We start from the raw sequence: 24,710 nt of genomic DNA on the forward strand, positions 1-24,710 counted from the left end.
TCTTACACTTTATATATGGTTTAAATAATTACGGAGTTGCCCTATATTAGCCCAACGCACTTATTTGGTTACAGGTCGTTAACTTCCATGAAAGACATAGATACACTCATCAGCAACAATGCACTATGGTCAAAAATGCTGGTGGAAGAGGACCCCGGATTTTTTGAGAAACTGGCGCAAGCGCAAAAACCGCGCTTTCTATGGATTGGATGTTCCGACAGCCGCGTTCCTGCTGAACGTTTAACCGGGCTTGAACCGGGCGAATTGTTTGTTCACCGTAATGTGGCTAACCTGGTTATTCACACCGATCTGAACTGTCTCTCCGTGGTTCAGTATGCGGTAGATGTTCTGGAAGTTGAGCATATTATCATTTGCGGCCACTCAGGTTGCGGCGGTATCAAGGCTGCGGTAGAAAATCCTGAGCTGGGCTTGATTAATAACTGGCTGCTGCATATCCGCGACATCTGGCTTAAACATAGCTCGCTGTTGGGAAAAATGCCCGAAGAGCGACGTCTGGACGCGCTCTACGAATTGAACGTCATGGAACAGGTCTATAACCTGGGGCATTCCACTATTATGCAGTCAGCGTGGAAACGCGGGCAGAATGTGACCATTCACGGCTGGGCGTACAGTATCAATGACGGCCTGCTGCGCGATCTTGACGTCACCGCCACCAACAGAGAAACGCTGGAGAACGGCTATCATAAGGGTATTTCGGCCCTAAGTCTGAAATACATTAACCACCAATAAGCCATCCGGCAGGGTTGCCGGGGGCGCTTCGCTTGCCCGGCCTACAACAGCTACCGTAAGCCGGATAAGTCGCCTTAGCGACGCCATCCGGCAGTTTTGCTCTTACTCGTCCAGCAGCACCACTTTACCGACATACGGTAGATGGCGATAACGCTGGGCGTAATCAATACCGTACCCCACGACGAACTCATCGGGGATAGAGAAGCCGATAAATTCCACCGGGACATCGACTTCACGGCGAGACGGTTTATCCAGCAGCGTACAAATCGCCAGCGATTTCGGCTCGCGCAGGCCCAGGATTTCACGGACTTTCGACAGCGTATTACCGGAATCAATAATGTCCTCGACAATCAGCACATCTTTACCGCGAATATCCTCATCCAGATCTTTGAGGATTTTCACGTCGCGGGTGGTGGACATGCCGCTACCATAACTGGAGGCGGTCATAAAATCGACTTCATGAGGAACCTGAACTTCACGGCACAGGTCCGCCATAAACATAAATGAGCCACGCAACAGACCAACCAGCACCATTTCACTGCCGCTGTCTTTATAACGTTCGGTAATCTGACGACCCAGTTCGGCAATACGTGCTTTGATCTCCGCTTCGGGGATCATGACTTCAACAGTATGTTTCATATTTATAACCATATGATTTAAAAACAAATCACTCAATGCCGGTTGATAATAACGCCGCATTGACGCGCAAGGCACGCAGTATACCAGCAAACGTATTCATTCGCGGCATTTGATAAGAAAGCTCATTTTGTGAGGACGATCACACATGTTAATTCCTATACTTAATTGCTACTAAAAAATTAACAATTGGGATGGTGTCTTTTTATGGCAGAAAATAACGCACGATCGCCACGATTACTCGTGACGCTGACGGCCCTCTTTGCAGCGCTTTGTGGGCTGTATCTTCTTATCGGAGGTGTCTGGCTGGTTACTATTGGCGGTTCCTGGTACTACCCCATAGCGGGCCTCGTGATGCTGGTCGTAGCCGGGTTGCTATGGCGCAGTAAACGCGTCGCGCTGTGGCTGTATGCCGCCCTGCTGCTGGCGACAATGATTTGGGGCGTGTGGGAAGTCGGGTTCGACTTCTGGGCGCTCACGCCGCGTAGCGATATCCTGGTGTTTTTCGGCATCTGGCTAATATTGCCGTTTGTCTGGCATCGGTTGGTGGTTCCTTCCAGCGGCGCAGTGGCGGCGCTGGTCGTGGCGCTGCTGATTAGCGGCGGCATTCTGACCTGGGCTGGCTTCAACGACCCGCAGGAGATCAACGGTACGCTTCGCGCCGACGCCACACCCGCCGCAACAAGCTCGCCGATCGCCGACGAAGACTGGCCGGCCTATGGACGTAATCAGGAAGGCCAACGCTATTCGCCGCTGAAACAGATCACTGCGGATAACGTTCACCACCTGAAAGAAGCGTGGGTCTTCCGCACCGGAGATCTGAAACAACCAAACGATCCGGGCGAAATCACCAACGAAGTGACCCCGATTAAAGTCGGCGATACGCTCTACCTGTGTACAGCTCACCAGCGACTGTTCGCGCTGGATGCCGCCAGCGGTAAAGAGAAGTGGCACTTTGATCCCCAGTTGAAGACCAATGAGTCCTTCCAGCATGTCACCTGCCGCGGCGTCTCTTATCATGAGGCCAAAGCGGATACCGCCTCGCCGGAGGTCATCGCCGACTGTCCGCGCCGCATTATCCTCCCGGTCAATGACGGTCGCCTTTTCGCGGTGAATGCCGAAACCGGCAAGCTGTGTGAAACCTTCGCCAACAAAGGCGTCCTGAATCTGCAAACCAATATGCCGGACACCACGCCGGGACTGTATGAACCGACGTCGCCGCCGATTATCACCGATAAAACGATTGTCATTGCCGGTTCGGTCACGGATAACTTCTCTACCCGTGAAACTTCCGGCGTTATCCGTGGTTTTGATGTGAATACCGGTAAACTGATGTGGGCCTTCGATCCGGGAGCGAAAGATCCGAACGCGATTCCATCCGACGAGCACTCTTTTACCTTTAACTCGCCGAACTCGTGGGCGCCTGCCGCCTATGATGCGAAACTGGATCTGGTCTATCTGCCAATGGGCGTGACCACGCCGGATATCTGGGGCGGTAACCGCACGCCGGAGCAGGAACGTTATGCCAGCTCCATCCTGGCGCTGAATGCCACCACCGGGAAACTGGCCTGGAGTTATCAGACCGTCCATCACGATCTGTGGGATATGGACCTGCCGGCACAGCCGACGCTGGCGGATATTACCGTTGATGGTACAACCGTTCCGGTTATCTATGCGCCAGCGAAAACCGGTAATATCTTTGTGCTCGACAGACGTAATGGCAAGCTGGTCGTGCCCGCTCCGGAAAAACCGGTCCCGCAGGGCGCGGCAAAAGGCGATTACGTCGCCAAAACTCAGCCGTTCTCTGATTTAACCTTCCGCCCGAAAAAAGATCTCTCCGGCGCGGATATGTGGGGCGCGACCATGTTCGACCAACTGGTGTGCCGCGTTATGTTCCACCAGTTGCGCTATGAAGGTATCTTCACCCCGCCGTCCGAGCAGGGGACATTGGTATTCCCTGGCAACCTGGGGATGTTTGAATGGGGCGGTATTTCCGTCGATCCAGACCGTCAGGTCGCTATCGCTAACCCGATGGCGCTGCCGTTTGTATCGAAGCTGATCCCACGCGGCCCTGGCAATCCAATGGAACCGCCGAAAGACGCGAAAGGTACCGGTACAGAAGCAGGTATTCAGCCACAGTACGGCGTACCGTTCGGCGTCACGCTGAATCCGTTCCTTTCGCCGTTTGGCCTGCCGTGTAAACAACCGGCCTGGGGCTATATTTCCGCGTTGGATCTGAAAACCAATGAAATCGTGTGGAAGAAACGTATAGGGACGCCGCGCGACAGTATGCCGTTCCCGATGCCGGTTCCGGTGCCGTTCAACATGGGGATGCCAATGCTGGGCGGGCCAATCTCAACCGCCGGTAACGTGCTGTTTATCGCCGCGACCGCCGACAACTACCTGCGCGCTTATAACATGAGCAACGGGGAAAAGCTGTGGCAGGGGCGTTTACCCGCCGGGGGCCAGGCAACGCCGATGACCTACGAGGTAAACGGTAAGCAGTACGTGGTAGTTTCTGCCGGAGGCCACGGTTCGTTTGGCACAAAGATGGGCGACTATATCGTCGCATATGCTTTGCCTGACGACGCGAAATAACCATTAATGCCCGGCGCGTGCCGGGCGTTTTGTCAGGTGGCAGCTTCGCTTGCCCGGCCTACGTTAACGTGTATTTGTAGGCCGGATAAGCGCCATCCGGTAAATCAGGTCTGCGCTATCGGACATGCCGGGTGGCGGCTTCGCCTTACCCGGCCTACATCGGATACATCAGTTATACCGTAAATCCTAACATCATCCCCGTATCTTCATGTTCTAACAGATGACAGTGCGCCATATAGGCATGTTCCTTCGGCGCGTCGTGATCGAACTTGACCAGCACTTCGCTGATACCGCCCTCAACGCGTACCGTATCCTTCCAGCCCGTTCTGTGCGCCGCTGGTGCTTTACCATTCTCTGACAAAATACGGAACTGTGTGCCGTGAATATGGAAAGGATGCAGCATCATGTCGCCCACGCCGGAAATCACCCAACGTTCATGGTGGCCTTTCTGCGCCGCAAACATCGGTTTGTTCATATCGAATACCTGGCCGTTGATAAAGTTAGCGTTATGGAAGTCGAATTTGCCGCCGTGATTCATATTGCCCATCGCGCCATGATTCATCCCGCTGTGATCCATGTTGCCATGATCCATCTCGCCATGCCCCATATTGCCGCCCTGCATATGCGCGTTCATGTTGTCATGATCCATGCCGCTCATCGCTTGAGCGCCATATTTCTTCATCAGCATTTGCATCCCCATCATATCAAGACGCGGGTCCATCGACAGTTTCAGGTTGCGCACCGTCAGCCCTTCCAGCGACGGCAACGCCGGCATCGTCGTCAACGTATCCGGCAATGTGCCGGAGGCGGTAATCCGCAGCGGCTGGATACGCATCACCGGATGCGGTTTATCAAACGGAGCGATCGCCATACCCATCTGGCTGACCGGTAGCGTCACCAGATCAAAGGCTTTCCCGTCGCTGATATCCACCAGCACTTCAAAACGCTCGCCCATTAATAACGGCAACTCAGTGACTTTCACTGGTTCCGCCAGCAGACCGCCGTCGCTGGCGATCACATAAAGCGGGCGATTATCGCTGGCGGCAATATTCAGCGAACGTGCATTACAGCCATTCAGCAAGCGCAGGCGTAACCAGCCTTTCGGCGCGGAATGCTGCGGATAGATAGCGCCATTGGTCAGCAGCGTATCGCCAAACCAGCCGACGGCGGCGGTCATCATATCCAGTTGATAATCAATCTGGCCATCGGCGGAGAAGCGTTTGTCCTGAATGATCACCGGCACATCGTCGATGCCCCACTGTTTCGGCAGGCGCAATTTGCGAATATCGTCATCTTCAATCAGCACCAGTCCGGCAAGGCCCATCGCCACCTGGCGCCCGGTTTTGCCGTGTTTGTGCGGATGAATCCAGCAGGTCGCAGCGCGTTGTTGTGGCGTAAACGTTACCGTGCGGGTTCCGCCTGCGGGAATAATCCCTTGCGGGCCGCCGTCGACGATGCCCGGAATTTCCAGACCATGCCAGTGAAGCGTCGTGTCTTCGGCCAGTTGGTTATGGATATCAACGGTCACGCTTTTTCCCTTGTGAAGCTGTACCGCTGGCCCCAGCAAATTACCGTTGTAGCCCCAGGTCGTCGCGTTCTTACCGGCGAATGTTGACTGGCCGGCTTTAACAATTAGCTGCATACGGTTGCTCGCATCTGCCGTTAACAGGTCAGGAATAGGTAACGCGGGACGTTCGGCGGCAAAAGCGGCGCGGCTCCACAGCGGCAGCGCTGATGCAACCCCCAGCGCCACTGAATATTTTAAGAAATCACGGCGTAACATAATCATTTCCTTATAATGAACAGGCGGGTGTCTAAGCTTAGACCCTGCCCTAACGGGAAGGTCAAGCCAGCAACACGTCTTTACCGTTCCTGACAGCAATACAACAAGAATGAAAACACCGCGGCCAATTCTAATAATAAAAGTCGTCGCTACGTCCGCAGTATGCTAACGTTGACTTTCCCTGATGCCGTGGTAGAAGCAATGAAGACGTTTTTCAGACCCGTGTTGTTTGGCAGCCTGATGGCTTTATGCGCAAATAGCTATGCGCTTACTGAATCCGAAGCTGAAGATATGGCCGATTTAACGGCGGTTTTCGTTTTTCTGAAAAATGACTGTGGTTACCAAAACTTACCTAACAGTCAGATTCGGCGTGCGCTGGTCTTTTTTGCCCAGCAAAATCAGTGGGACCTTAGTAACTACGACACCTTCGATATGAAATCGTTGGGCGAAGACAGCTACCGCGATCTTAGCGGCATCGGTATTCCGGTCGCTAAAAAATGCAAAGCTCTGGCCCGCGATTCCCTGAGCCTGTTAGCCTACGTTAAATAATCCTCGCGCTTTATACTCTACATAATCCAGATTACTGGAAGGCAGCGACGCAGTGAATCCCCAGGCGCTTACATCGGTAAGTGACTGGGGTGAGCGAGTCAAGCCAACGCACCTGAAATTTGAAGCATGGCGAGAATATATTGCTGAAATAATGACCGTGCATCCACGGTCATTGTTAGCTATGATGTTGCGCCCTTTTTTTACGGGTGTTAACAATGGAGGTATCAGCCAATGGCCGAAAATACGATGTGGCATGAAACGCTACACGACCAGTTTGGTCAGTACTTTGCCGTAGACAACGTTCTGTATCATGAAAAAACCGATCACCAGGATTTAATCATCTTTGAAAACGCCGCTTTTGGCCGCGTGATGGCACTGGACGGCGTGGTACAGACCACCGAACGCGACGAGTTTATTTATCATGAAATGATGACGCACGTCCCGCTGCTGGCGCACGGTCATGCGAAACATGTCCTGATTATCGGCGGCGGCGACGGCGCAATGCTACGTGAAGTCACCCGGCATAAAAACGTCGAAACCATCACCATGGTGGAGATAGACGCTGGCGTAGTCTCGTTTTGCCGCCAGTATTTACCCAACCACAATGCCGGCAGCTACGACGATCCGCGCTTTACGCTGGTGATCGACGACGGCGTGAATTTCGTCAATCAGACCCATCAGACCTTTGATGTGATCATTTCCGACTGTACCGATCCGATCGGCCCCGGCGAAAGCCTGTTTACCTCTGCCTTTTATGAAGGCTGTAAGCGTTGCCTGAATCCAGGCGGAATTTTTGTCGCCCAGAACGGCGTGTGCTTCCTGCAACAGGATGAAGCGCTCGACAGCCACCGCAAGCTGAGTCATTACTTCAGCGATGTCGGCTTCTACCAGGCGGCGATTCCGACCTATTACGGCGGCATCATGACCTTCGCCTGGGCGACAGACAACGACGCCCTTCGTCACCTGTCGAGCGAAATTATTCAGGCACGTTTTCATGCCGCCGGCCTCAAATGTCGCTATTACAACCCGGCGATTCATGCCGCTGCATTTGCGCTACCGCAATATCTACATGACGCACTGTCCGCACAGTGACGCTAAGGAGGTGATAAAAATTGAAAAAGCTGAAACTGCATGGCTTTAACAATCTGACGAAAAGCCTGAGTTTTTGTATTTACGATATCTGCTACGCCAAAACCGCAGAAGAGCGCGATGGCTATATCGCCTATATCGATGAACTCTATAACGCCAACCGACTGACCGAGATCCTGTCGGAGACCTGCTCCATTATCGGCGCGAACATCCTGAACATCGCCCGTCAGGATTATGAACCCCAGGGCGCCAGCGTCACGATTCTGGTGAGCGAAGAGCCGATCGACCCGAAGCTTATCGACCAAACCGAACATCCCGGCCCGCTACCGGAAACCGTGGTGGCGCACCTCGATAAGAGTCATATCTGTGTGCATACCTATCCGGAAAGCCATCCGGAAGGCGGGCTTTGCACCTTCCGCGCCGACATAGAAGTGTCAACCTGCGGCGTGATTTCACCGCTGAAAGCGCTCAATTATCTGATCCACCAACTAGAGTCCGATATTGTCACCATCGATTACCGCGTGCGCGGCTTTACGCGCGACGTCAACGGTATGAAGCACTTTATCGATCATGAGATCAATTCCATTCAGAATTTTATGTCGGAAGATATGAAATCGCTGTATGACATGGTGGATGTGAACGTGTATCAGGAAAATATTTTCCATACCAAGATGCTGCTTAAGGAGTTCGATCTTAAGCACTACATGTTTCACACCAAACCGGAAGATCTTACTGAAACCGAACGCCAGGAGATCACCGCCGCGCTGTGGAAAGAGATGCGCGAGATTTACTACGGCCGCAATATTCCAGCCGTGTAAATTGATACCGGAGCAAGGAAGCTCCGGTTTTTGCTGCAAAAGCCCAAAAATAGAGTCAGGGTCCGATTTTTAAATCACGATAATAATATTCCTTATCCCGCTGCGTAATTTTACGTAGTACACGACAGGGAACCCCAGCGGCGACCACATCTGGCGGAATATCTTTTGTTACGACGCTACCGGCACCAATTACCGAATTATCACCAATCGTTACGCCGGGATTAATCACGACCTGGCTGCCAATCCATACATTATTGCCAATCGTCACGGGAAAAGAGAACATTTCGCCCTGCATGCGCAGAGAAAAATGGACTGGATGCCCGGTGACGGAAATCGTGACGTTAGGCGCAACCATCACATTATTTCCTATCGTAACCGTATAGTCATCGACAATAGTTAAATTAAAATTGGCGTAAAAGTTGTCACCAATATAAATATTCTTGCCATAAGAAAAAGAGATCGGCGGCTCTATCCACGCATTTTTCCCAATTTTACCAAACATCTTAGCAATTAATTCTCTACGTTTGTTCTCTTCTGAAGGACGCGTATGATTATAATCATACATAAGCTCTTTACCACGTAGTCGCTCTTCGGGAAGTCCTTCTGTTAAGTCAGTAAACAACATGCCCTTTTTTATTTTTTCTCTCATTGATAACATCATTCCCACCTCCGCGCGAATCAGCTTGCGCTCTTCTGTTGTGAGACTCGCATCACTGCCAGCGGCCCTGCTCCGCTTAACGTTGCGGCTGAAATAAGCGTAAAGACCAGCGCAATCAGCCCCAGCACCAGATAAGCGCCCTGGAAACCAATTTTTTCATACATATTCCCGGCCAGTACGGACATAAAAATCATTGCCAGTTGTTTAAAAAAACAGAAGCAGACCAGGTAGATAGTGGCGGAGAAACGCACCTCAAACTGGCTGGTGATATATTTGAAACATCCCACAATCAGGAAAGGGATCTCGAACATATGCAAGGTCTTAAGAATAACCACTTCCCCCGCCGTAGTCGCAAAAGAGGAACCGATAATGCGAACAGACATAATTATTCCCGCCATCAATAGAGCATTTTTACCGCCAATGCGATTTACGATAAACGGGGCAAAAAACATAATACAGGCATTAAGCAACTCCCCCATTGTCGTGACATAGCCGAATACGCGTGTTCCCTGTTCTCCTGACGCAAAGAACGAGGTAAAGAAGTTGGCAAATTGCTGGTCAAAAACATCATAGGTACAAGAGACGCCCACCACATATAGCGACAGGAACCATAGTTTAGGCTGTTTAAACAGTTCCAGCGCCAGCTTCAGGCTAAACGGCGATGAATTGGCCCCTACCGCATCCGCGACTACGGCTGATGAGCCAGAATCGGTACGAGAGAAAAAGAGCAACAGCGCGAGGATCACCGCACACCCTGACCCCAGCCAGAAAACAAACTCATTATTAATGGTAAACATCACGCCAACAATGGAGGCGCAAAGCGCCCAGCCCACACAGCCGAACATACGCGCACGGCCAAATTCAAAATGACTTCGTCGACTCGCTTTTTCGATATAGGCTTCAATCGCCGGGGCGCCAGCATTGTAGATAAATCCGAGATAAATCCCACCGACAATGGAGCCCAGTAGAATATTAAAATGTAACAGCGGCCCAAAAACATAAATAAAGAACGGGGCAAACATCACCAGCATGCCAGTAATAATCCACAGTAAATTTTTACGCAAACCGAGTTTATCGGACATCAGCCCGAAAACAGGCTGGAAAAGCAGCGAAAAGAGAGAGATACAGGCAAAAATAATTCCGGTATCCCCTTTACTGATATGATTAATATCATGTAACCAGATCGGAAAAAAGGGAAAATAAGCGCCCATAATGAAAAAATAGAAAAAAAAGAAAAAGCCGAACATCCAGAAATTTGTATTCTTCAGGTAATACATATGGATTTCCTTGCATTAAAAATGGGCAGGATCAATCTGCCCAATGAGGTATTTTATTTCCATGCGATCTGGTAGTGGTAATGCCGGGCGCTCAGTTGAAATTCCGGCGATACCGACGGGCTCCATGAATCATCCCCGCCCACTCCCATATGATAACCATCGATATTGAGCCAGACGCCTGATTCTGCCTGCAATAAATGGCGGTGGCTGGTTTCCATCAGTTGCCGCTGGCTGTAACGGCTAATATTGAACTGAAAATCGCCGCTCCACTGGTGCGCGCCATAACGCAACTGGCGAGTACCGCAACGCAGGCCATTTTCAGTCGGAAAGACATACGGCGTATACATCGCGTCCAGCGGGAGGTTCCAGCGATCAAAACAAGCGCTGCTCAGGCGATCCGGATAATTCTCATGCGGCCCCAGCCCCAGCCACTCCACCCTTTCATTCACCTGCGCAAGTTGACAGCTCAAGCCAATCCGCGCCGGGTACGGCATTCCACTGGCAACCTCCACCCCGATGTCGATCTGCATTTCGCCATGATCATCAATCCGGTAGGTTTTGCGGCTGATAAACAGCGTTGCCCCCTGATATTGCCAGGCATGCGCGGTGGTTATCAGCACCGCATCCGCCAGCTCGTCTGCATCACACAGCAACAGCGCTGGCTCCGCGCAGTAATGTCCTGCCGCCTTCCAACGCTCCACCCAGGCATTGGGGTCAATGCGTGTCGCTTCACTGACGCCAATATCGTTATCAAGCGGCGCACGGGTGAATTGATCGATAAGCGGGGTCAGCAATTGCGCTTCATCATCCCGCCAGAACTGTGTAAGCCAGCCCTGCTGACGGCAGAACTGCCAACGCAAATTACCTTGCGTGACGCAGAATTCGCCGTCACGCACCGTCAGGGCGGGCGCAACGCTGGCGCGAGTGGGTTTCGATACGCAGAGCTTTTCTTCCAACGGCCATTGTTGCCAGGCGCTGATATGCCCGGCCTCCGACCAGCTTGTCGCCAGCGGTTGCTCAACGCGTACCGTCAGCCAAAGCTGCCCTGCGGTTTCCGGCTGCGGGAATGCAGGTAGCAGGATAATTTGTCGCCCCTGCGGGGCGATATCCAGCACAACTTCACCACTGGCCAACTGATTGCCCTCCTGCGCCAGCATCCAGCGCAGGATCTCGTTATCACTGTGGCGGAACAGATATTCGCTCTGTACTTCAATGCGGCGTTCTTCGCCCGGCAGCAAACGAAACTGGAAAAATTGCTGCACGTGTTTCGCTTCATACAGCGCCGGATGCGGCGTGCGATCGGCAAAGACCAGCCCGTTCATGCAGAACTGACGATCGTTGGGCGTATCGCCAAAATCCCCGCCGTAGGCAGACCACGGTTTGCCGTCCGCGTCATATTTAATCAACGACTGATCTACCCAGTCCCAGACAAAGCCCCCCTGCAGGCGCGGATACTGACGAAACGCCTGCCAGTATTTGGCAAAGCCGCCAAAGCTGTTGCCCATCGCATGCGCATATTCGCAGAGAATGAGCGGACGCCGCTCGCCGGGCAGCGAGAGCCACTTCTTGATTGACCATTTTGGCACAGCCGGGAAGGGCTGATCCTGATCAACGCGCGCATACATCGGGCAGATAATATCCGTCGCGGCGGTGTCCGCGCCGCCGCCCTCATACTGCACCGGGCGAGAAGGATCTTCCGCTTTCAGCCAGCGATAAAGCGCGTCATGGTTAGCCCCATACCCGGATTCATTGCCCAACGACCAGATGATAATGCTCGGATGGTTGCGATCGCGCTGCACCATGCGCGTCACACGCTGACTCATGGCGGGTAGCCAGTCCGGGTCATCGCTCAGGCGATTCATCGGCGTCATACCGTGGGTTTCAATGTTGGCTTCATCCACCACGTACAGACCATAGCGGTCACATAGGGCGTACCACTGCGGATGATTGGGGTAATGCGAGCAGCGAACGGCATTAAAGTTATTCTGCTTCATCAGCAAAATATCCTGCACCATAGTATCGTAATCCATCACCTGGCCGCGCTCAGGGTGATGCTCATGCCGATTGGTCCCACGGATCAGTAGCGGTTTACCATTTAGCAGTAACAGCCCCTTATCGATGCGGACCTGGCGGAAGCCAACGTCACACGCTTCCGCTTCAATCAGCTCGCCATCGGCGGTACGCAATTGGATCACCGCCCGATACAGATTAGGCGTTTCCGCGCTCCACAGCGCCGGACGATTGATATTGAGGCGTAGCGTGGCGCGGTCATCGTAGCCGCCGCGCTCGTCAATAATTTCACTTCCCGGCGTGGCGTGGGCCTCTCCCGCCAGCGTTTCTCCCTGCCAGAGATGAAGCACGAGCTGCAAATCGTCGTTCACGCCGCCAGCCAGTCGAACTTCCGCCTCAAGCACCGCTTGGGTAAAGTCGTCATTCAGATGAGTATGGAGGTGGAAATCCGTAATCTGCGTCGTCGGCTTATGCAGCAGGGAAACATCGCGGAAAATGCCGCTCATCCGCCACATATCCTGGTCTTCAAGATAGCTACCGTCGCTCCAGCGCAGCACCAGTACCGCCAGGCGATTTTCACCCACCTGTAAATATTCACTCAGGTCAAATTCAGACGGCAGCCGGCTGTCCTGACCATAGCCGACCCAGCGACCGTTACACCACAGATGAAACGCAGAGTTTACGCCGTCAAAAATGATGCGCGTTTGGCCTTCAGTCAGCCAGTCATCATCCATGCAAAATGTGAGCGAATAACATCCAGTGGGGTTTTCTGCCGGAACACAGGGAGGATTAACCGGGAAGGGATAGGTAATGTTGGAATAGATCGGCGAGTCATAACCGTACATCTGCCAGTTCGACGGCACGTTAATGGTGCCAGCCTCCGTAAGATCTTCAAGACGCCAGTTCTCCGGCACTGCTTGCGGCGAGGAGAACCAGGCAAATTTCCAGACGCCGTTCAGACTGCGTATCTGCGCCGCATATTGGTTACGCTGCGCATCGTCTGCCTTGCGCCAGCTACAAAACGGCGGATGCGTGGCCAGCCTGTTAAGCTGTGTTACCGCAGGGTTTTCCCAATCCCGGCGGGCTAACACGGCGGCCAGTGAATCACGTTCTGGTGTCATTATCATATCCTTCCGCAAAATTGTTACTCGCTCACATTTCTTTTGAAGGTATACTGCGAAATAACAATTTAGGTAAAGGATGAGGTTAACGTTTGGTGAGCTGGCTCAAACTAATTCGTTATTAGCACGATAAGCCAGCAAATACAGAGCACACTTTACGACAAGCGTGAAACCTGCCGCGCCAACTGCATTAACGCTTCCGCCAACGCTTGAGGCGAGGCGCGATCGGTTTGCGGCGCGCATACGGTTTTGCGTTCAATCAACGTGACGGGCAACAGTTGACTCTGCGAAACCGAGCCGCCTGCGGCAATCTGTAAAATACGATCGACACTCCCCCGCCCCAGTTGAGCGAAATCTTGTCTGATTGTCGTCAATGGCGGAATATAGCAGGAACTGTCTTCCGTATCGTCATAGCCAATAAGGGAGATATCTGTCGCCACGCGCAGGCCGGATTCGGTAATGGCGCGCATGACTCCTAACGCCATCTGGTCATTAGCGACCAACATCGCCGTTGGGATAACCCCGCTGTTCAGCATCTGTTGCGTTTGCTGGAAACCGGACATCGCGCTCCAGTCGCCCTCAAGTACAGCAACGGGGGTAATCTGGCGATGTTGAAGGTGCTTACGCCAGTCCGCAAGCCGCAGGCGTGCGGAGACGGATGACGCCGGACCAGCCAGCAACGCGATGCGCTGATGCCCATGCGCCACCAGATGCTCAACGCCCAGCTTCGCCCCCTCATCGTGGGAAAAAACAATACTGTTGACTGGGGTCTGTTCAGAAACGTCCAGAAAAAGTACCGGTACGTTACCCGCTGCGGAGACCACCTCCAGCGCCGCGTCTTCTTCCAGAGGAAAGTTAATAATAATCCCGGTAACACGCCGCGCCAGTAGATTGTGAACTGCGATTTTACACGCTTCTACGCCATTGCGCTCCACCATCGCAATCACCACGCTGGCTCCCGACTGGTCGGCGCGAGATTTAATGGCGGCGACAATCTGCGACGGCGCGTGCAGCGCCAGATTAGTGGTCGCCACGCCGATGAGCGGAACGTGTTTCCCCGCCAACTGCTGCGCCGCATGGTTGGGGATGTAATTGAGTTCCGCCATCGCGGCTTCCACTTTCGCGCGTGTTTTCGCCGAAACGTGGCTGGCCTGATTCACCACACGAGAAACCGTCTGATAGGAAACACCGGCATGATTTGCAACGTCGTAGAGCGTGACTGGCTTCACATTCAATACCCTGAGTTCATTTATCCTGGCGCTATCATGCCACACCCTTCAGGGCTTTTCCTCCACGAGGAAAAGCCCCCACCTGTCGTGGTCAACGCTTATTTCTGCTGCATAAAATTGCGATACGCGGCGACGACCCGCAGAAAATCCTCTACGCCGCACAGGGATAAACTCTCTTCATCGTAATAACTCATCCCCTCTTCCATCTCATCGCCGGAAAAATCCAACTGATTGGCGCGAATCATCACCTCTTCGCCGTCCATCCAGATCGTGTATTCATGCCCTGCTCGTTGCCAGGAACGTTCGCTACCTTTGACCGTACGCGCGGCTTGCTCTACTTCATCCAGTAGGGCCAGGTTCTCTTTTACCTCTTCATTAAACCAGTGGCCGACCACTTCGTGCCCCATTGACATACGTACCAAAACCCGTCCGGTCACATCGCGCAGAAATTCGTAATCCATAATGTGTTCCTCTGCAAAGCCCTTACAGTCATTATCGCAGCACCGGAGAAGAAAAAAAGCGGGAGCAGCAGGCGGAATGAAAATAAAAACCCACCGCAGTTGCGATGGGTTTTGTAGGCCCGGTAAGCGTAGCCGCCACCGGGTAATAAGAGTCGTAGGCCTGGTAAGCCTGACGCCATCGGGCAAATTACACCGCGGTCTGGAAAATCACGCCGTCGGCTTTCTCGGTATACTGGGAAAGCTGGTCGAAGTTCAGATAACGGTAGGTATCCACAGCGGTTTTATCTACCTGCGCCACGAAGGTCTGGTACTCTTCCGGCGTCGGTAGCTTACCGATCAGCGCCGCCACCGCCGCCAGCTCCGCAGAGGCCAGGAAGACGTTCGCGCCCGTCCCTAAACGGTTCGGGAAGTTACGGGTTGAGGTAGAGACCACCGTCGCCCCGTCCGCCACGCGCGCCTGGTTGCCCATGCACAGCGAACATCCCGGAATTTCGATACGCGCACCGCTCTTACCGAAGACGCTGTAGTAGCCCTCTTCCGTGAGCTGCGCGGCGTCCATACGGGTTGGCGGCGCTACCCACAGGCGGGTCGGCAACTGGCCTTTATGGTTATCCAGCAGCTTACCAGCCGCACGGAAGTGGCCGATATTGGTCATGCAGGAACCAATGAAGACTTCGTCGATCTTCTCACCCTGCACGTCAGACAGCAGACGCGCGTCGTCCGGATCGTTCGGCGCGCACAGGATTGGTTCTTTGATATCCGCCAGATCGATGTCGATCACCGCCGCATATTCCGCATCGGCATCGGCTTCCAGCAGTTGCGGGTCCGCCAGCCATTTTTCCATCCCCTGAATACGACGTTCCAACGTACGACGATCGCCGTAGCCTTCCGCGATCATCCATTTCAGCAGGACGATGTTGGAGGTCAGGTATTCGATGATAGGCTCTTTGTTCAGCTTGATGGTACAACCTGCTGCGGAACGCTCGGCGGACGCATCGGTCAGCTCAAACGCCTGCTCCACTTTCAGATCCGGCAGACCCTCGATTTCCAGGATGCGGCCAGAGAAGATGTTTTTCTTGCCTTTCTTCTCAACGGTCAGCAGTCCCTGTTTGATGGCGTACAGCGGAATGGCGTGGACCAGATCGCGCAGGGTAATACCCGGCTGCATTTTACCTTTAAAGCGTACCAGTACCGATTCCGGCATATCCAGCGGCATAACGCCAGTCGCCGCGGCAAACGCCACCAGGCCTGAGCCCGCCGGGAAGGAGATGCCGATCGGGAAGCGGGTATGGGAGTCGCCGCCGGTACCTACGGTATCCGGCAGCAGCATACGGTTCAGCCAGGAGTGGATCACGCCGTCGCCCGGACGCAGCGACACGCCGCCGCGGTTCATAATGAAATCCGGCAAGGTATGGTGCGTGGTGACGTCAACCGGCTTAGGATAGGCTGCGGTGTGACAGAACGACTGCATGACCAGATCGGCGGAGAATCCCAGACAGGCCAGGTCTTTCAGCTCATCGCGGGTCATCGGGCCGGTAGTATCCTGAGAACCGACAGAGGTCATTTTCGGCTCGCAGTACGCGCCCGGACGAACCCCGGCGACGCCGCAGGCGCGACCGACCATTTTCTGCGCCAACGAGAAGCCGCGGCTGCTTTCCGCCACGTCTTTCGCCTGACGGAATACCTCGCTGTGCGGTAGCCCCAGCGCTTCACGCGCTTTGGTGGTCAGGCCGCGACCGATGATCAACGGGATACGGCCACCGGCACGTACCTCATCAATCAGCACGTCGGTTTTCAGTTCGAAATTCGCCAGTAGCTCGCCGGTTTCGTGGTTACGCACTTCGCCTTTATACGGGTAAACGTCAATCACATCGCCCATGTTCAGTCTGGAGACATCCACTTCAACAGGCAGCGCGCCGGCATCTTCCATGGTATTAAAGAAGATTGGCGCGATTTTGCCGCCGAGGCAAAGACCGCCGCCGCGTTTGTTCGGCACAAACGGAATATCGTCGCCCATAAACCACAGCACGGAGTTAGTGGCAGATTTACGAGAAGAACCGGTACCCACCACATCGCCAACATAAGCCAGCGGGAAGCCTTTTTTCGCTAATGCTTCAATCTGTTTGATGGGACCAACAACGCCAGGCTGATCCGGCTCAATGCCTTCGCGGGCGTTTTTCAACATCGCCTGAGCATGTAACGGGATATCCGGGCGCGACCACGCATCCGGCGCCGGAGAGAGATCGTCGGTGTTAGTTTCACCGGTCACTTTGAAGACGGTAACGGTGATTTTTTCCGCCAGCGGCGGACGGCTCAGGAACCATTCGGCGTCGGCCCAGGATTGCATCACCTGCTTCGCATAGTCGTTGCCCGCTTTGGCTTTTTCTTCAACATCGTAGAAGTTATCGAACATCAGCAGGGTGTGAGACAGCGCTTTCGCCGCGCCTGGCGCCAGTTTAGCGTCGTCCAGCGCATCAATCAGCGGGTGAATGTTGTAACCACCCTGCATGGTGCCGAGCAGTTCGATAGCTTTCTCAGGGGCGATTAACGGAGACGTAGTTTCGCCTTTCGCGACGGCGGCAAGGAAGCCGGCTTTAACATAGGCGGCTTCATCGACGCCAGGGGGAACACGGTGGGTTAACAGGTCTAACAGGAACTCTTCTTCGCCCGCGGGCGGGTTTTTCAGCAGCTCGACAAGCGCGGCCATTTGGGTTGCATCTAAAGGTTTGGGCACAATCCCCTCGGCGGCACGTTCAGCTACGTGCTTACGGTATTCTTCTAGCACGACGGTTCTCCTCGCTCTCATTGTCATAGTGCGGCATACGCTTTGTGTATGGGCGATTCTCTTCACGCTCCTGTGAGACAGCAGTTAGTAGGGTAAATGCCCGGGTACCGCAACGGGCAGAATAGCAGGATTTTAGTAGGGTGTTAATCTGTTTACAAAAAAGCAACATAAAAAAGTGGCTGAATCGTTAAGGATGGTCTAACGCTCTGCTGAGGCGGGAGCTGCTACCGTAAATGCTTACCTCATTTCGTGCTTTGATCATCACGTAACGTTACCGATCCCAACATTAGTTAAAAATTAAACTATCGTCCCTTTATACTCACGCAAAACTGCACCCCGTCGGCAGCAGGCATAATGACCATAGCGATTCCCTGGAATCGGGAGAGACAAAATGACGTTGCCCTTTAAACCCCATCTCATCGCCCTTGTGTGCAGTGCCGGGTTATTTGCCGCTTCGGGCGTACTGTATGTTAAAAGCCGCGCCCCCGAAGCGCCCGCGCAGGCGACGGCTCCCGCCCCTGAACAAACGCAGGCATCCGTCCCCGCGCCTGTCGCGGAAACGACCTTTACCACTGCGCAAATCGATCAATGGGTCGCGCCTGTCGCGCTTTATCCCGATTCCCTGCTTTCGCAGGTGCTCATGGCCGCCACCTACCCGGCAAACGTGGTTCAGGCCGTCCAGTGGTCGCGAGATAACCCCACGCTGCAGGGCGACGCCGCTATTCAGGCGGTGGCCAGCCAACCGTGGGACCCCAGCGTCAAATCACTGGTCGCCTTTCCCCAGTTGATGGCGCTTATGGGCGAGAATCCGCAATGGGTGCAAAACCTGGGCGATGCGTTCTTAGCCCAACCGCAGGATGTGATGGATGCGGTACAAAGGCTACGTCTGCTGGCTCAACAAACCGGTTCGCTAAAATCGACGCCGCAGCAAATCGTCACCAGCGTGCCGAAGTCCAGCGCCTCTTCCGCCGTCACGACGACAACCACCACATCCGCCAGTACGCCAGCGGCATCTTCGACCGTCATCAAAATTGAACCCGCGAATCCGCAGGTGGTGTACGTGCCGAACTATAATCCCGCGACGGTGTATGGCGCCTGGCCCAATACCGCTTATCCGCCGGTGTATTTACCGCCCCCTCCGGGACAGCAGTTTGCCGATAGTTTTGTTAAAGGTTTTGGTTATAGTCTGGGCGTCGCCACCACCTATGCCTTGTTCAGCAGCATAGACTGGGATGATGACGATCATCACCACCATGACGACGACCATCATCATGACGATTACCATCATGGTGGTAACGGTTATCAACACAATGGCGATAATATCAATATTAATGTTAATAATTTCAACCGGATATCCGGGCAAAACCTGCCGGGCCAAACGATGGGCTGGCAGCATAATTCCACCTGGCGCAATGGCGTCCCCTATCCGAATAATACCGTTGCACAACGATTCCATCCCACCAACGTTAGCGGCGGGCTAAGCGCGACGCAGCAAGCGCCGGTGTCTCGCGATAGCCAGCGCCAGACGGCCATGGCGCAATTCCAACAGAGCAGCCATACGGCGAACGCTTCTTTGCCAGCGGCAAACGCCCGCGATGCCCAGCGTAAGGCGGCCTCTCAACAGTTAAATCAAATAGCCCGGCGTAATAATTATCGCGGTTATGACAATCAGCATGACAGCGCGCAGCGGCAGCCAGCGCAGCAGCATCCCTTATCGCTACAACAGCGTAACGCGGCGCATCAACGGATCGCATCCTCTACGCCGCAACAGCGTCAGGCGTTTCACCAGAATATGCACGCCAATGTGTTTAGCGGGAACGACAGTCGCTCGCCGTCATGGCAATCACAACAGTTACGCGGCCAGGAAAGCCGCCTGGGTGGTCATTTAAACACCGAGCAACGCGCCGCCGCGCGGGAACATTTTTCTGAACACCACGAATTTCATCGCCGTTAACCGGAGCAGATAATGAAAAAGGTTATGTTAAGCGCTCTGTTACTGTCACTCCCCTTGCTGGGCTACGCGCAGGAACGGTTCTCCTCCCCGGAAGCAGCCGCCAGCGCCTTCGCCGCGGCGGTAGCCGGAAAAAACGAAACACAGCTTACCGCGCTACTGGGCGATGAATGGCGGCAATTTCTGCCGCCGGAAGGCGCCGATCCAGAGGCCGTGGCCCGCTTCAATCGTGACTGGCGCGAAGGCCATCGCATTGTACAAAAAGACAATACGGCGCACCTGAATGTCGGACGAGAAGACTGGCAGCTCCCGGTGCCTATGGTGAAAGAGGCTGGCGGCTGGCGCTTTGATATGGCGGCAGCGGGGAATGAGATTCTCACCCGTACTATTGGGCGAAATGAACTTTCTACCTTACAGGCCATGCATGCTTACGTTGATGCGCAACAGGACTATTACCTGCAAAACCATCGCTGGGCACACAAGATAATCAGTAGCGAAGGCCAAAAAGATGGCCTGTACTGGCCAACCAAAGCAGGCGAAGTCCCCAGTCCGTTAGGCCCAAACTTTAGCCCCGCAGCTCCAGACGAGGGTTATCACGGCTACCATTTCCGCATTATCAGCGATAACGACGGTCACGGTACGGCGCTTCTGGCCTGGCCAATGCATTACGGCGAAACCGGGGTGATGAGTTTTATGGTCAACCAGGACGATCATATTTATCAGGCGGATTTAGGCAAGGACACTGAGAGTAAAGTTAAGGCTATCACGCGTTTTGCGCCAGACGCGCAGTGGCAGGCCGCCGAATAACCCGTAAGCGCCTGGCGTTATCGCCAGGCCATGATCATTACCCCTGATGCGGCATTAATTCCGGGTGGCCTTGTACCGGCGGCTTGTTGCTGGTCAGAGCGGCTTCATCAGCCTGGATGCTGCCGGAATTAGTCGCCCATACGCCTTCACGCGTGTGGGTGATCTGTTGATGCTGCGCATTCAAATCCTCGCCCATTGCCGCAATATGCGTACTTTCCGTACCACCGCTGTTAGTCGCCCAGGGAATAACGGGATCGCTGGCGAATGCCATGCCGGAAATCAACGTCGCGGTTAGCGCTGCTGTCGTCAGAAAAAGTTTCATATGTTAAATCCTAATAATTTTCTCGCTATTATTTTAGCAAGTTATCAATTTCGGAGGTAATGACAAAGTAAGGAGAGATATTTCTTATGAAACAATTAGTTGGTTGAGAGTAGACGACAAACACCCTGCTGACGGTATGAGGTATGAAAAGCGCACTTCTGCGGAAAAGATAAATTTTGTGGTTTCGTTATCCTTCGCCATCATTTGACACATCTGATTTGCCACGCGTAAAAAAAGCGGCTACAAAGCCGCTTTTCTGGTCGGACGGTGCCTTGCCGGATGACGACTGACGTCTTATCCGGCCTACAACCACCCGGTATTGCCACCCTCAGAAGATTATTTCTTCTTCGCTTTCGGGTTCGGCAGGTCAGTAATGCTACCTTCGAAGATTTCCGCCGCCAGGCCCACAGACTCATGCAGAGTCGGGTGCGCATGAATGGTCAGCGCGATGTCTTCCGCATCACAGCCCATTTCGATCGCCAGTCCGATTTCACCCAGCAGCTCGCCACCATTGGTGCCGACAATCGCCCCGCCGATCACGCGGTGAGATTCTTTGTCGAAAATCAGTTTGGTCATACCGTCTGCGCAATCGGATGCGATAGCACGGCCAGAAGCTGCCCACGGGAAGGTGGCGGTTTCGTAGCTGATGCCTTTCTCTTTCGCTTCTTTCTCAGTCAGTCCAACCCATGCCACTTCTGGCTCCGTGTAGGCGATGGACGGGATAACTTTCGGATCGAAGTAGTGTTTTTTACCGGCGATAACTTCAGCGGCAACGTGGCCTTCGTGAACGCCTTTATGCGCCAGCATCGGCTGACCGACGATATCGCCGATAGCGAAGATGTGCGGCACGTTAGTGCGCAACTGTTTGTCAACGCGGATAAAGCCACGGTCGTCAACTTCCACGCCAGCTTTGCCCGCATCGAGGTTTTTACCGTTCGGCACACGACCAATCGCCACCAGAACCGCATCATAACGCTGCGCTTCAGCGGGGGCTTTTTTGCCTTCCATCGAAACGTAAATACCGTCTTCTTTCGCTTCAACGGCGGTCACTTTGGTTTCCAGCATCAGGTTAAATTTCTTGCCGATGCGCTTGGTGAAGACTTTAACGATGTCTTTATCAGCCGCCGGGATAACCTGGTCGAACATTTCAACCACGTCAATCTCTGAACCCAGCGAGTGGTATACGGTACCCATTTCCAGACCAATGATACCGCCGCCCATCACCAGCATACGCTTCGGCACTTCTTTCAGTTCCAGAGCGTCGGTTGAATCCCATACGCGCGGGTCTTCATGCGGAATAAACGGTAATTGGATCGGACGAGAACCCGCCGCGATGATCGCGTTGTCGAAGTTGATCACGGTCTTGCCGTTTTCACCTTCCACTTCCAGGGTGTTAGCCCCGGTGAATTTACCCAGACCGTTGACCACTTTTACTTTACGGCCTTTCGCCATACCAGCCAGACCACCGGTCAGCTGGGTGATCACTTTCTCTTTCCAGGTACGAATTTTGTCAATATCAGTTTTCGGCTCGCCGAAGACGATACCGTGCTCAGCCAACGCTTTCGCTTCTTCGATAACTTTTGCCACGTGCAGCAGAGCTTTAGAAGGGATACAGCCGACGTTCAGACAAACACCGCCAAGGGTGTTGTAGCGTTCTACGATTACGGTTTCCAGACCTAAATCAGCGCAACGGAAAGCGGCAGAATAGCCTGCCGGGCCCGCCCCAAGTACCACGACCTGAGTTTTGATTTCAGTACTCATCATGACCTCTTTATTTGTATCCGGCGGTCCGGGGTACTTGATCGCCCATCATCCACCGGGTCGTTCTATCCGCCCGTATCTTACAAAATTGTTAACAATTTTGAAACAACAAACGGATCACGAATTATCGCTTTCGCTAATAACCTCACAAACCACATGAGATTATCAGAAAAAAGCCGGCCGTCGGGCCGGCTTTTTTGCTTACATCACCAAACGGCGAATGTCAGACAACATATTGTTGATAATGGTAATGAAACGCGCACCATCAGCACCGTCGATCACACGGTGGTCGAAGGAAAGAGAGATAGGCATCATCAGACGCGGCACAAACTCTTTCCCATTCCACACTGGTTCCATCGCCGACTTAGAAACGCCGAGGATAGCCACTTCCGGCGCGTTGACAATCGGCGCGAAGTGGGTAGTTCCCAGGCCGCCGATACTGGAGATAGTGAAGCAACCACCCTGCATTTCGCCAGCGGTCAGCTTACCGTCACGCGCTTTTTTGGAGATAGTGGTCAATTCGCGAGACAATTCGGTCACACTCTTCTTATTCACGTCTTTAAAGACCGGAACCACCAGACCATTCGGGGTATCAACCGCCACGCCGATGTTGATGTATTTCTTCAGCGTCAGGCGCTGGCCGTCTTCAGACAACGAACTGTTAAAGCGCGGCATCTGCTCCAGCGCAGCGGCAACCGCTTTCATGATGAAGACCACTGGCGTGTATTTCACATCCAGTTTGCGCTTCTCAGCCTCGGCGTTCTGCTGTTTACGGAACGCTTCCAGATCGGTGATATCGGTTTTGTCGAAGTGCGTAACGTGTGGGATCATCACCCAGTTACGGCTCAGGTTCGCGCCAGAGATTTTCTGGATACGACCCAATTCGACTTCTTCGATTTCGCCAAACTTGCTGAAGTCCACTTTCGGCCACGGCAGCATACCCGGGATACCGCCGCCCGCAGCGGCTGCCGGTGCAGACTCGGCGCGTTTGATAGCCTCTTTCACGTAAGCCTGAACGTCTTCGCGCAGGATACGGCCTTTACGGCCAGTCCCTTTCACTTTCGCCAGGTTAACACCAAACTCGCGCGCCAGACGGCGAATCAGCGGGGTAGCGTGAACGTAAGCGTCGTTTTCAGCGAACTCAGATTTACTTTCCGCTTTGGCAGCAGGGGCAGCAGGCTTCTCAGCTTTCGCCGCCGGAGCCGGCGCAACCGCTTCTTGCTTAGCCGGCGACGCAGCAGGGGATGCGCCTTCTACTTCGAAGACCATAATCAGAGAACCGGTTTTGACTTTGTCGCCGGTGCTGATTTTGATTTCTTTCACGGTGCCCGCGAACGGCGCGGGAACTTCCATAGAGGCTTTGTCGCCTTCAACAGTGATCAGTGATTGCTCAGCGGCAATTTTATCGCCCACTTTCACCATCACTTCAGTGACTTCAACTTCGTCACCGCCGATGTCAGGTACGTTAACTTCTTTCGAGCCAGAGGCTGCCGGAGCCGCTGCTGCTGGCGCCGCTTCGGCTTTCGCCGGGGCAGCCGCGCCCGCTTCGCCAGCGACTTCGAAGATCATAATCAGGGAGCCGGTAGACACTTTGTCGCCGGTGCTGATTTTGATCTCTTTCACGGTGCCCGCGAACGGTGCCGGCACTTCCATAGAGGCTTTGTCGCCTTCTACAGTGATCAGAGACTGCTCAGCCGCAACGGTGTCGCCGACTTTAACCATCACTTCGGTAACTTCAACTTCGTCGCCGCCGATGTCCGGTACGTGTACTTCTTTCGCCGCTGCCGCAGCAGGTGCTGCTGCCGGAGCCGCTTCTTTCTTCTCTTCTGCCGGAGCAGGCGCAGCGTCAGATGCACCGTCGGCGGAATCGAAAATCATAATCAGCTTGCCGGTCTCGGTTTTGTCGCCGACAGAGACTTTGATCTCTTTCACGACGCCAGCCTGCGGAGACGGGACTTCCATAGAGGCTTTGTCGCCTTCTACGGTGATCAGCGACTGTTCAGCTTCCACTTTGTCGCCAACGTTGACCAGAATCTCGGTGATTTCAACTTCATCTGTCCCGATGTCCGGTACTTTGATTTCGATAGCCATTATTCTTTTACCTC

Annotated in this window: 18 protein-coding genes; 7 read left to right on the forward strand and 11 right to left on the reverse strand. The window is 53.8% G+C overall.

All coding sequences use genetic code 11. From position 1 onward, the window contains the following. Window positions 1–87: 87 nt before the first annotated feature. On the forward strand, window positions 88–750 hold the full coding sequence (gene can / locus AC3G3F_RS00350) for a carbonate dehydratase (RefSeq protein ID WP_023245752.1): 663 nt from the start codon (window positions 88–90) through the stop codon (window positions 748–750). Between the two features lie 102 nt (window positions 751–852). On the opposite strand, the gene hpt is transcribed toward can, so the two are convergent. Further along, complete coding sequence (hpt, locus tag AC3G3F_RS00355) at window positions 853–1,389, reverse strand: hypoxanthine phosphoribosyltransferase (RefSeq protein WP_000683341.1); 537 nt, start codon at window positions 1,387–1,389, stop codon at window positions 853–855. Window positions 1,390–1,593: 204 nt separating this feature from the next. On the opposite strand from hpt, the gene AC3G3F_RS00360 reads away from it, so the two are divergent. After that, complete coding sequence (locus tag AC3G3F_RS00360) at window positions 1,594–3,984, forward strand: glucose/quinate/shikimate family membrane-bound PQQ-dependent dehydrogenase (RefSeq protein ID WP_053529465.1); 2,391 nt, start codon at window positions 1,594–1,596, stop codon at window positions 3,982–3,984. Between the two features lie 172 nt (window positions 3,985–4,156). Here the strand turns inward: AC3G3F_RS00360 and cueO are convergent, their stop codons facing one another. Beyond that, window positions 4,157–5,767 carry a multicopper oxidase CueO gene (cueO, locus tag AC3G3F_RS00365; RefSeq protein WP_488394274.1) on the reverse strand — a complete coding sequence of 537 codons (1,611 nt, stop codon included), beginning with the start codon at window positions 5,765–5,767 and terminating at the stop codon, window positions 4,157–4,159. A 201-nt stretch (window positions 5,768–5,968) separates the two neighbouring features. On the opposite strand from cueO, the gene AC3G3F_RS00370 reads away from it, so the two are divergent. The 3 genes from AC3G3F_RS00370 to speD all read left to right on the forward strand — a co-directional run bounded on the left by AC3G3F_RS00370 (window position 5,969) and on the right by speD (window position 8,223). Continuing rightward, window positions 5,969–6,316 (forward strand): YacC family pilotin-like protein, encoded by a 348-nt coding sequence (locus AC3G3F_RS00370; protein WP_000846613.1) that lies wholly within the window; start codon window positions 5,969–5,971, stop codon window positions 6,314–6,316. A gap of 231 nt (window positions 6,317–6,547) precedes the next feature. After that, complete coding sequence (speE, locus tag AC3G3F_RS00375) at window positions 6,548–7,408, forward strand: polyamine aminopropyltransferase (protein ID WP_000829968.1); 861 nt, start codon at window positions 6,548–6,550, stop codon at window positions 7,406–7,408. Between the two features lie 20 nt (window positions 7,409–7,428). Continuing rightward, the gene (speD, locus tag AC3G3F_RS00380; protein WP_023245747.1) at window positions 7,429–8,223 is read left to right on the forward strand and encodes an adenosylmethionine decarboxylase; all 795 of its coding nucleotides are present in this window, start codon (window positions 7,429–7,431) and stop codon (window positions 8,221–8,223) included. Window positions 8,224–8,278: 55 nt separating this feature from the next. Here speD and lacA read toward each other — a convergent pair whose 3' ends face one another. The 6 genes from lacA to acnB form a co-directional block, all read right to left on the reverse strand. After that, window positions 8,279–8,884: a galactoside O-acetyltransferase gene (lacA, locus tag AC3G3F_RS00385; RefSeq protein ID WP_488394275.1), complete on the reverse strand. Its 606-nt coding sequence runs from the start codon at window positions 8,882–8,884 to the stop codon at window positions 8,279–8,281. A 17-nt stretch (window positions 8,885–8,901) separates the two neighbouring features. Then, window positions 8,902–10,158: an MFS transporter gene (locus tag AC3G3F_RS00390; protein WP_053508790.1), complete on the reverse strand. Its 1,257-nt coding sequence runs from the start codon at window positions 10,156–10,158 to the stop codon at window positions 8,902–8,904. A 53-nt stretch (window positions 10,159–10,211) separates the two neighbouring features. Beyond that, entirely contained in the window at window positions 10,212–13,289 is a 3,078-nt protein-coding gene (locus tag AC3G3F_RS00395; protein WP_488394276.1) for a beta-galactosidase, read from the reverse strand. 155 nt (window positions 13,290–13,444) lie between these two features. Continuing rightward, the gene (locus AC3G3F_RS00400; RefSeq protein WP_275043919.1) at window positions 13,445–14,542 is read right to left on the reverse strand and encodes a LacI family DNA-binding transcriptional regulator; all 1,098 of its coding nucleotides are present in this window, start codon (window positions 14,540–14,542) and stop codon (window positions 13,445–13,447) included. A 74-nt stretch (window positions 14,543–14,616) separates the two neighbouring features. Further along, window positions 14,617–14,979: a protein YacL gene (gene yacL / locus AC3G3F_RS00405; RefSeq protein WP_023245742.1), complete on the reverse strand. Its 363-nt coding sequence runs from the start codon at window positions 14,977–14,979 to the stop codon at window positions 14,617–14,619. A 187-nt stretch (window positions 14,980–15,166) separates the two neighbouring features. After that, on the reverse strand, window positions 15,167–17,764 hold the full coding sequence (gene acnB / locus AC3G3F_RS00410; RefSeq protein ID WP_053508793.1) for a bifunctional aconitate hydratase 2/2-methylisocitrate dehydratase: 2,598 nt from the start codon (window positions 17,762–17,764) through the stop codon (window positions 15,167–15,169). A gap of 391 nt (window positions 17,765–18,155) precedes the next feature. Between acnB and AC3G3F_RS00415 the strand changes: the two genes are divergently transcribed. Continuing rightward, entirely contained in the window at window positions 18,156–19,718 is a 1,563-nt protein-coding gene (locus AC3G3F_RS00415; RefSeq protein ID WP_220572856.1) for a DUF3300 domain-containing protein, read from the forward strand. 12 nt (window positions 19,719–19,730) lie between these two features. Next, the gene (locus AC3G3F_RS00420; RefSeq protein ID WP_488394277.1) at window positions 19,731–20,522 is read left to right on the forward strand and encodes a DUF2950 family protein; all 792 of its coding nucleotides are present in this window, start codon (window positions 19,731–19,733) and stop codon (window positions 20,520–20,522) included. A gap of 37 nt (window positions 20,523–20,559) precedes the next feature. Here the strand turns inward: AC3G3F_RS00420 and AC3G3F_RS00425 are convergent, their stop codons facing one another. The 3 genes from AC3G3F_RS00425 to aceF form a co-directional block, all read right to left on the reverse strand. After that, window positions 20,560–20,844 (reverse strand): hypothetical protein, encoded by a 285-nt coding sequence (locus AC3G3F_RS00425; RefSeq protein WP_023245738.1) that lies wholly within the window; start codon window positions 20,842–20,844, stop codon window positions 20,560–20,562. A 336-nt stretch (window positions 20,845–21,180) separates the two neighbouring features. After that, window positions 21,181–22,605 (reverse strand): dihydrolipoyl dehydrogenase, encoded by a 1,425-nt coding sequence (gene lpdA, locus AC3G3F_RS00430; protein ID WP_023245737.1) that lies wholly within the window; start codon window positions 22,603–22,605, stop codon window positions 21,181–21,183. 201 nt (window positions 22,606–22,806) lie between these two features. Then, window positions 22,807–24,696, reverse strand: coding sequence for a pyruvate dehydrogenase complex dihydrolipoyllysine-residue acetyltransferase (gene aceF / locus AC3G3F_RS00435; protein WP_053508799.1), 1,890 nt, complete (start codon window positions 24,694–24,696; stop codon window positions 22,807–22,809). Between the last annotated feature and the right edge of the window lie 14 nt (window positions 24,697–24,710).

It is taken from the genome of Salmonella sp. FC25216, from assembly GCF_057751355.1.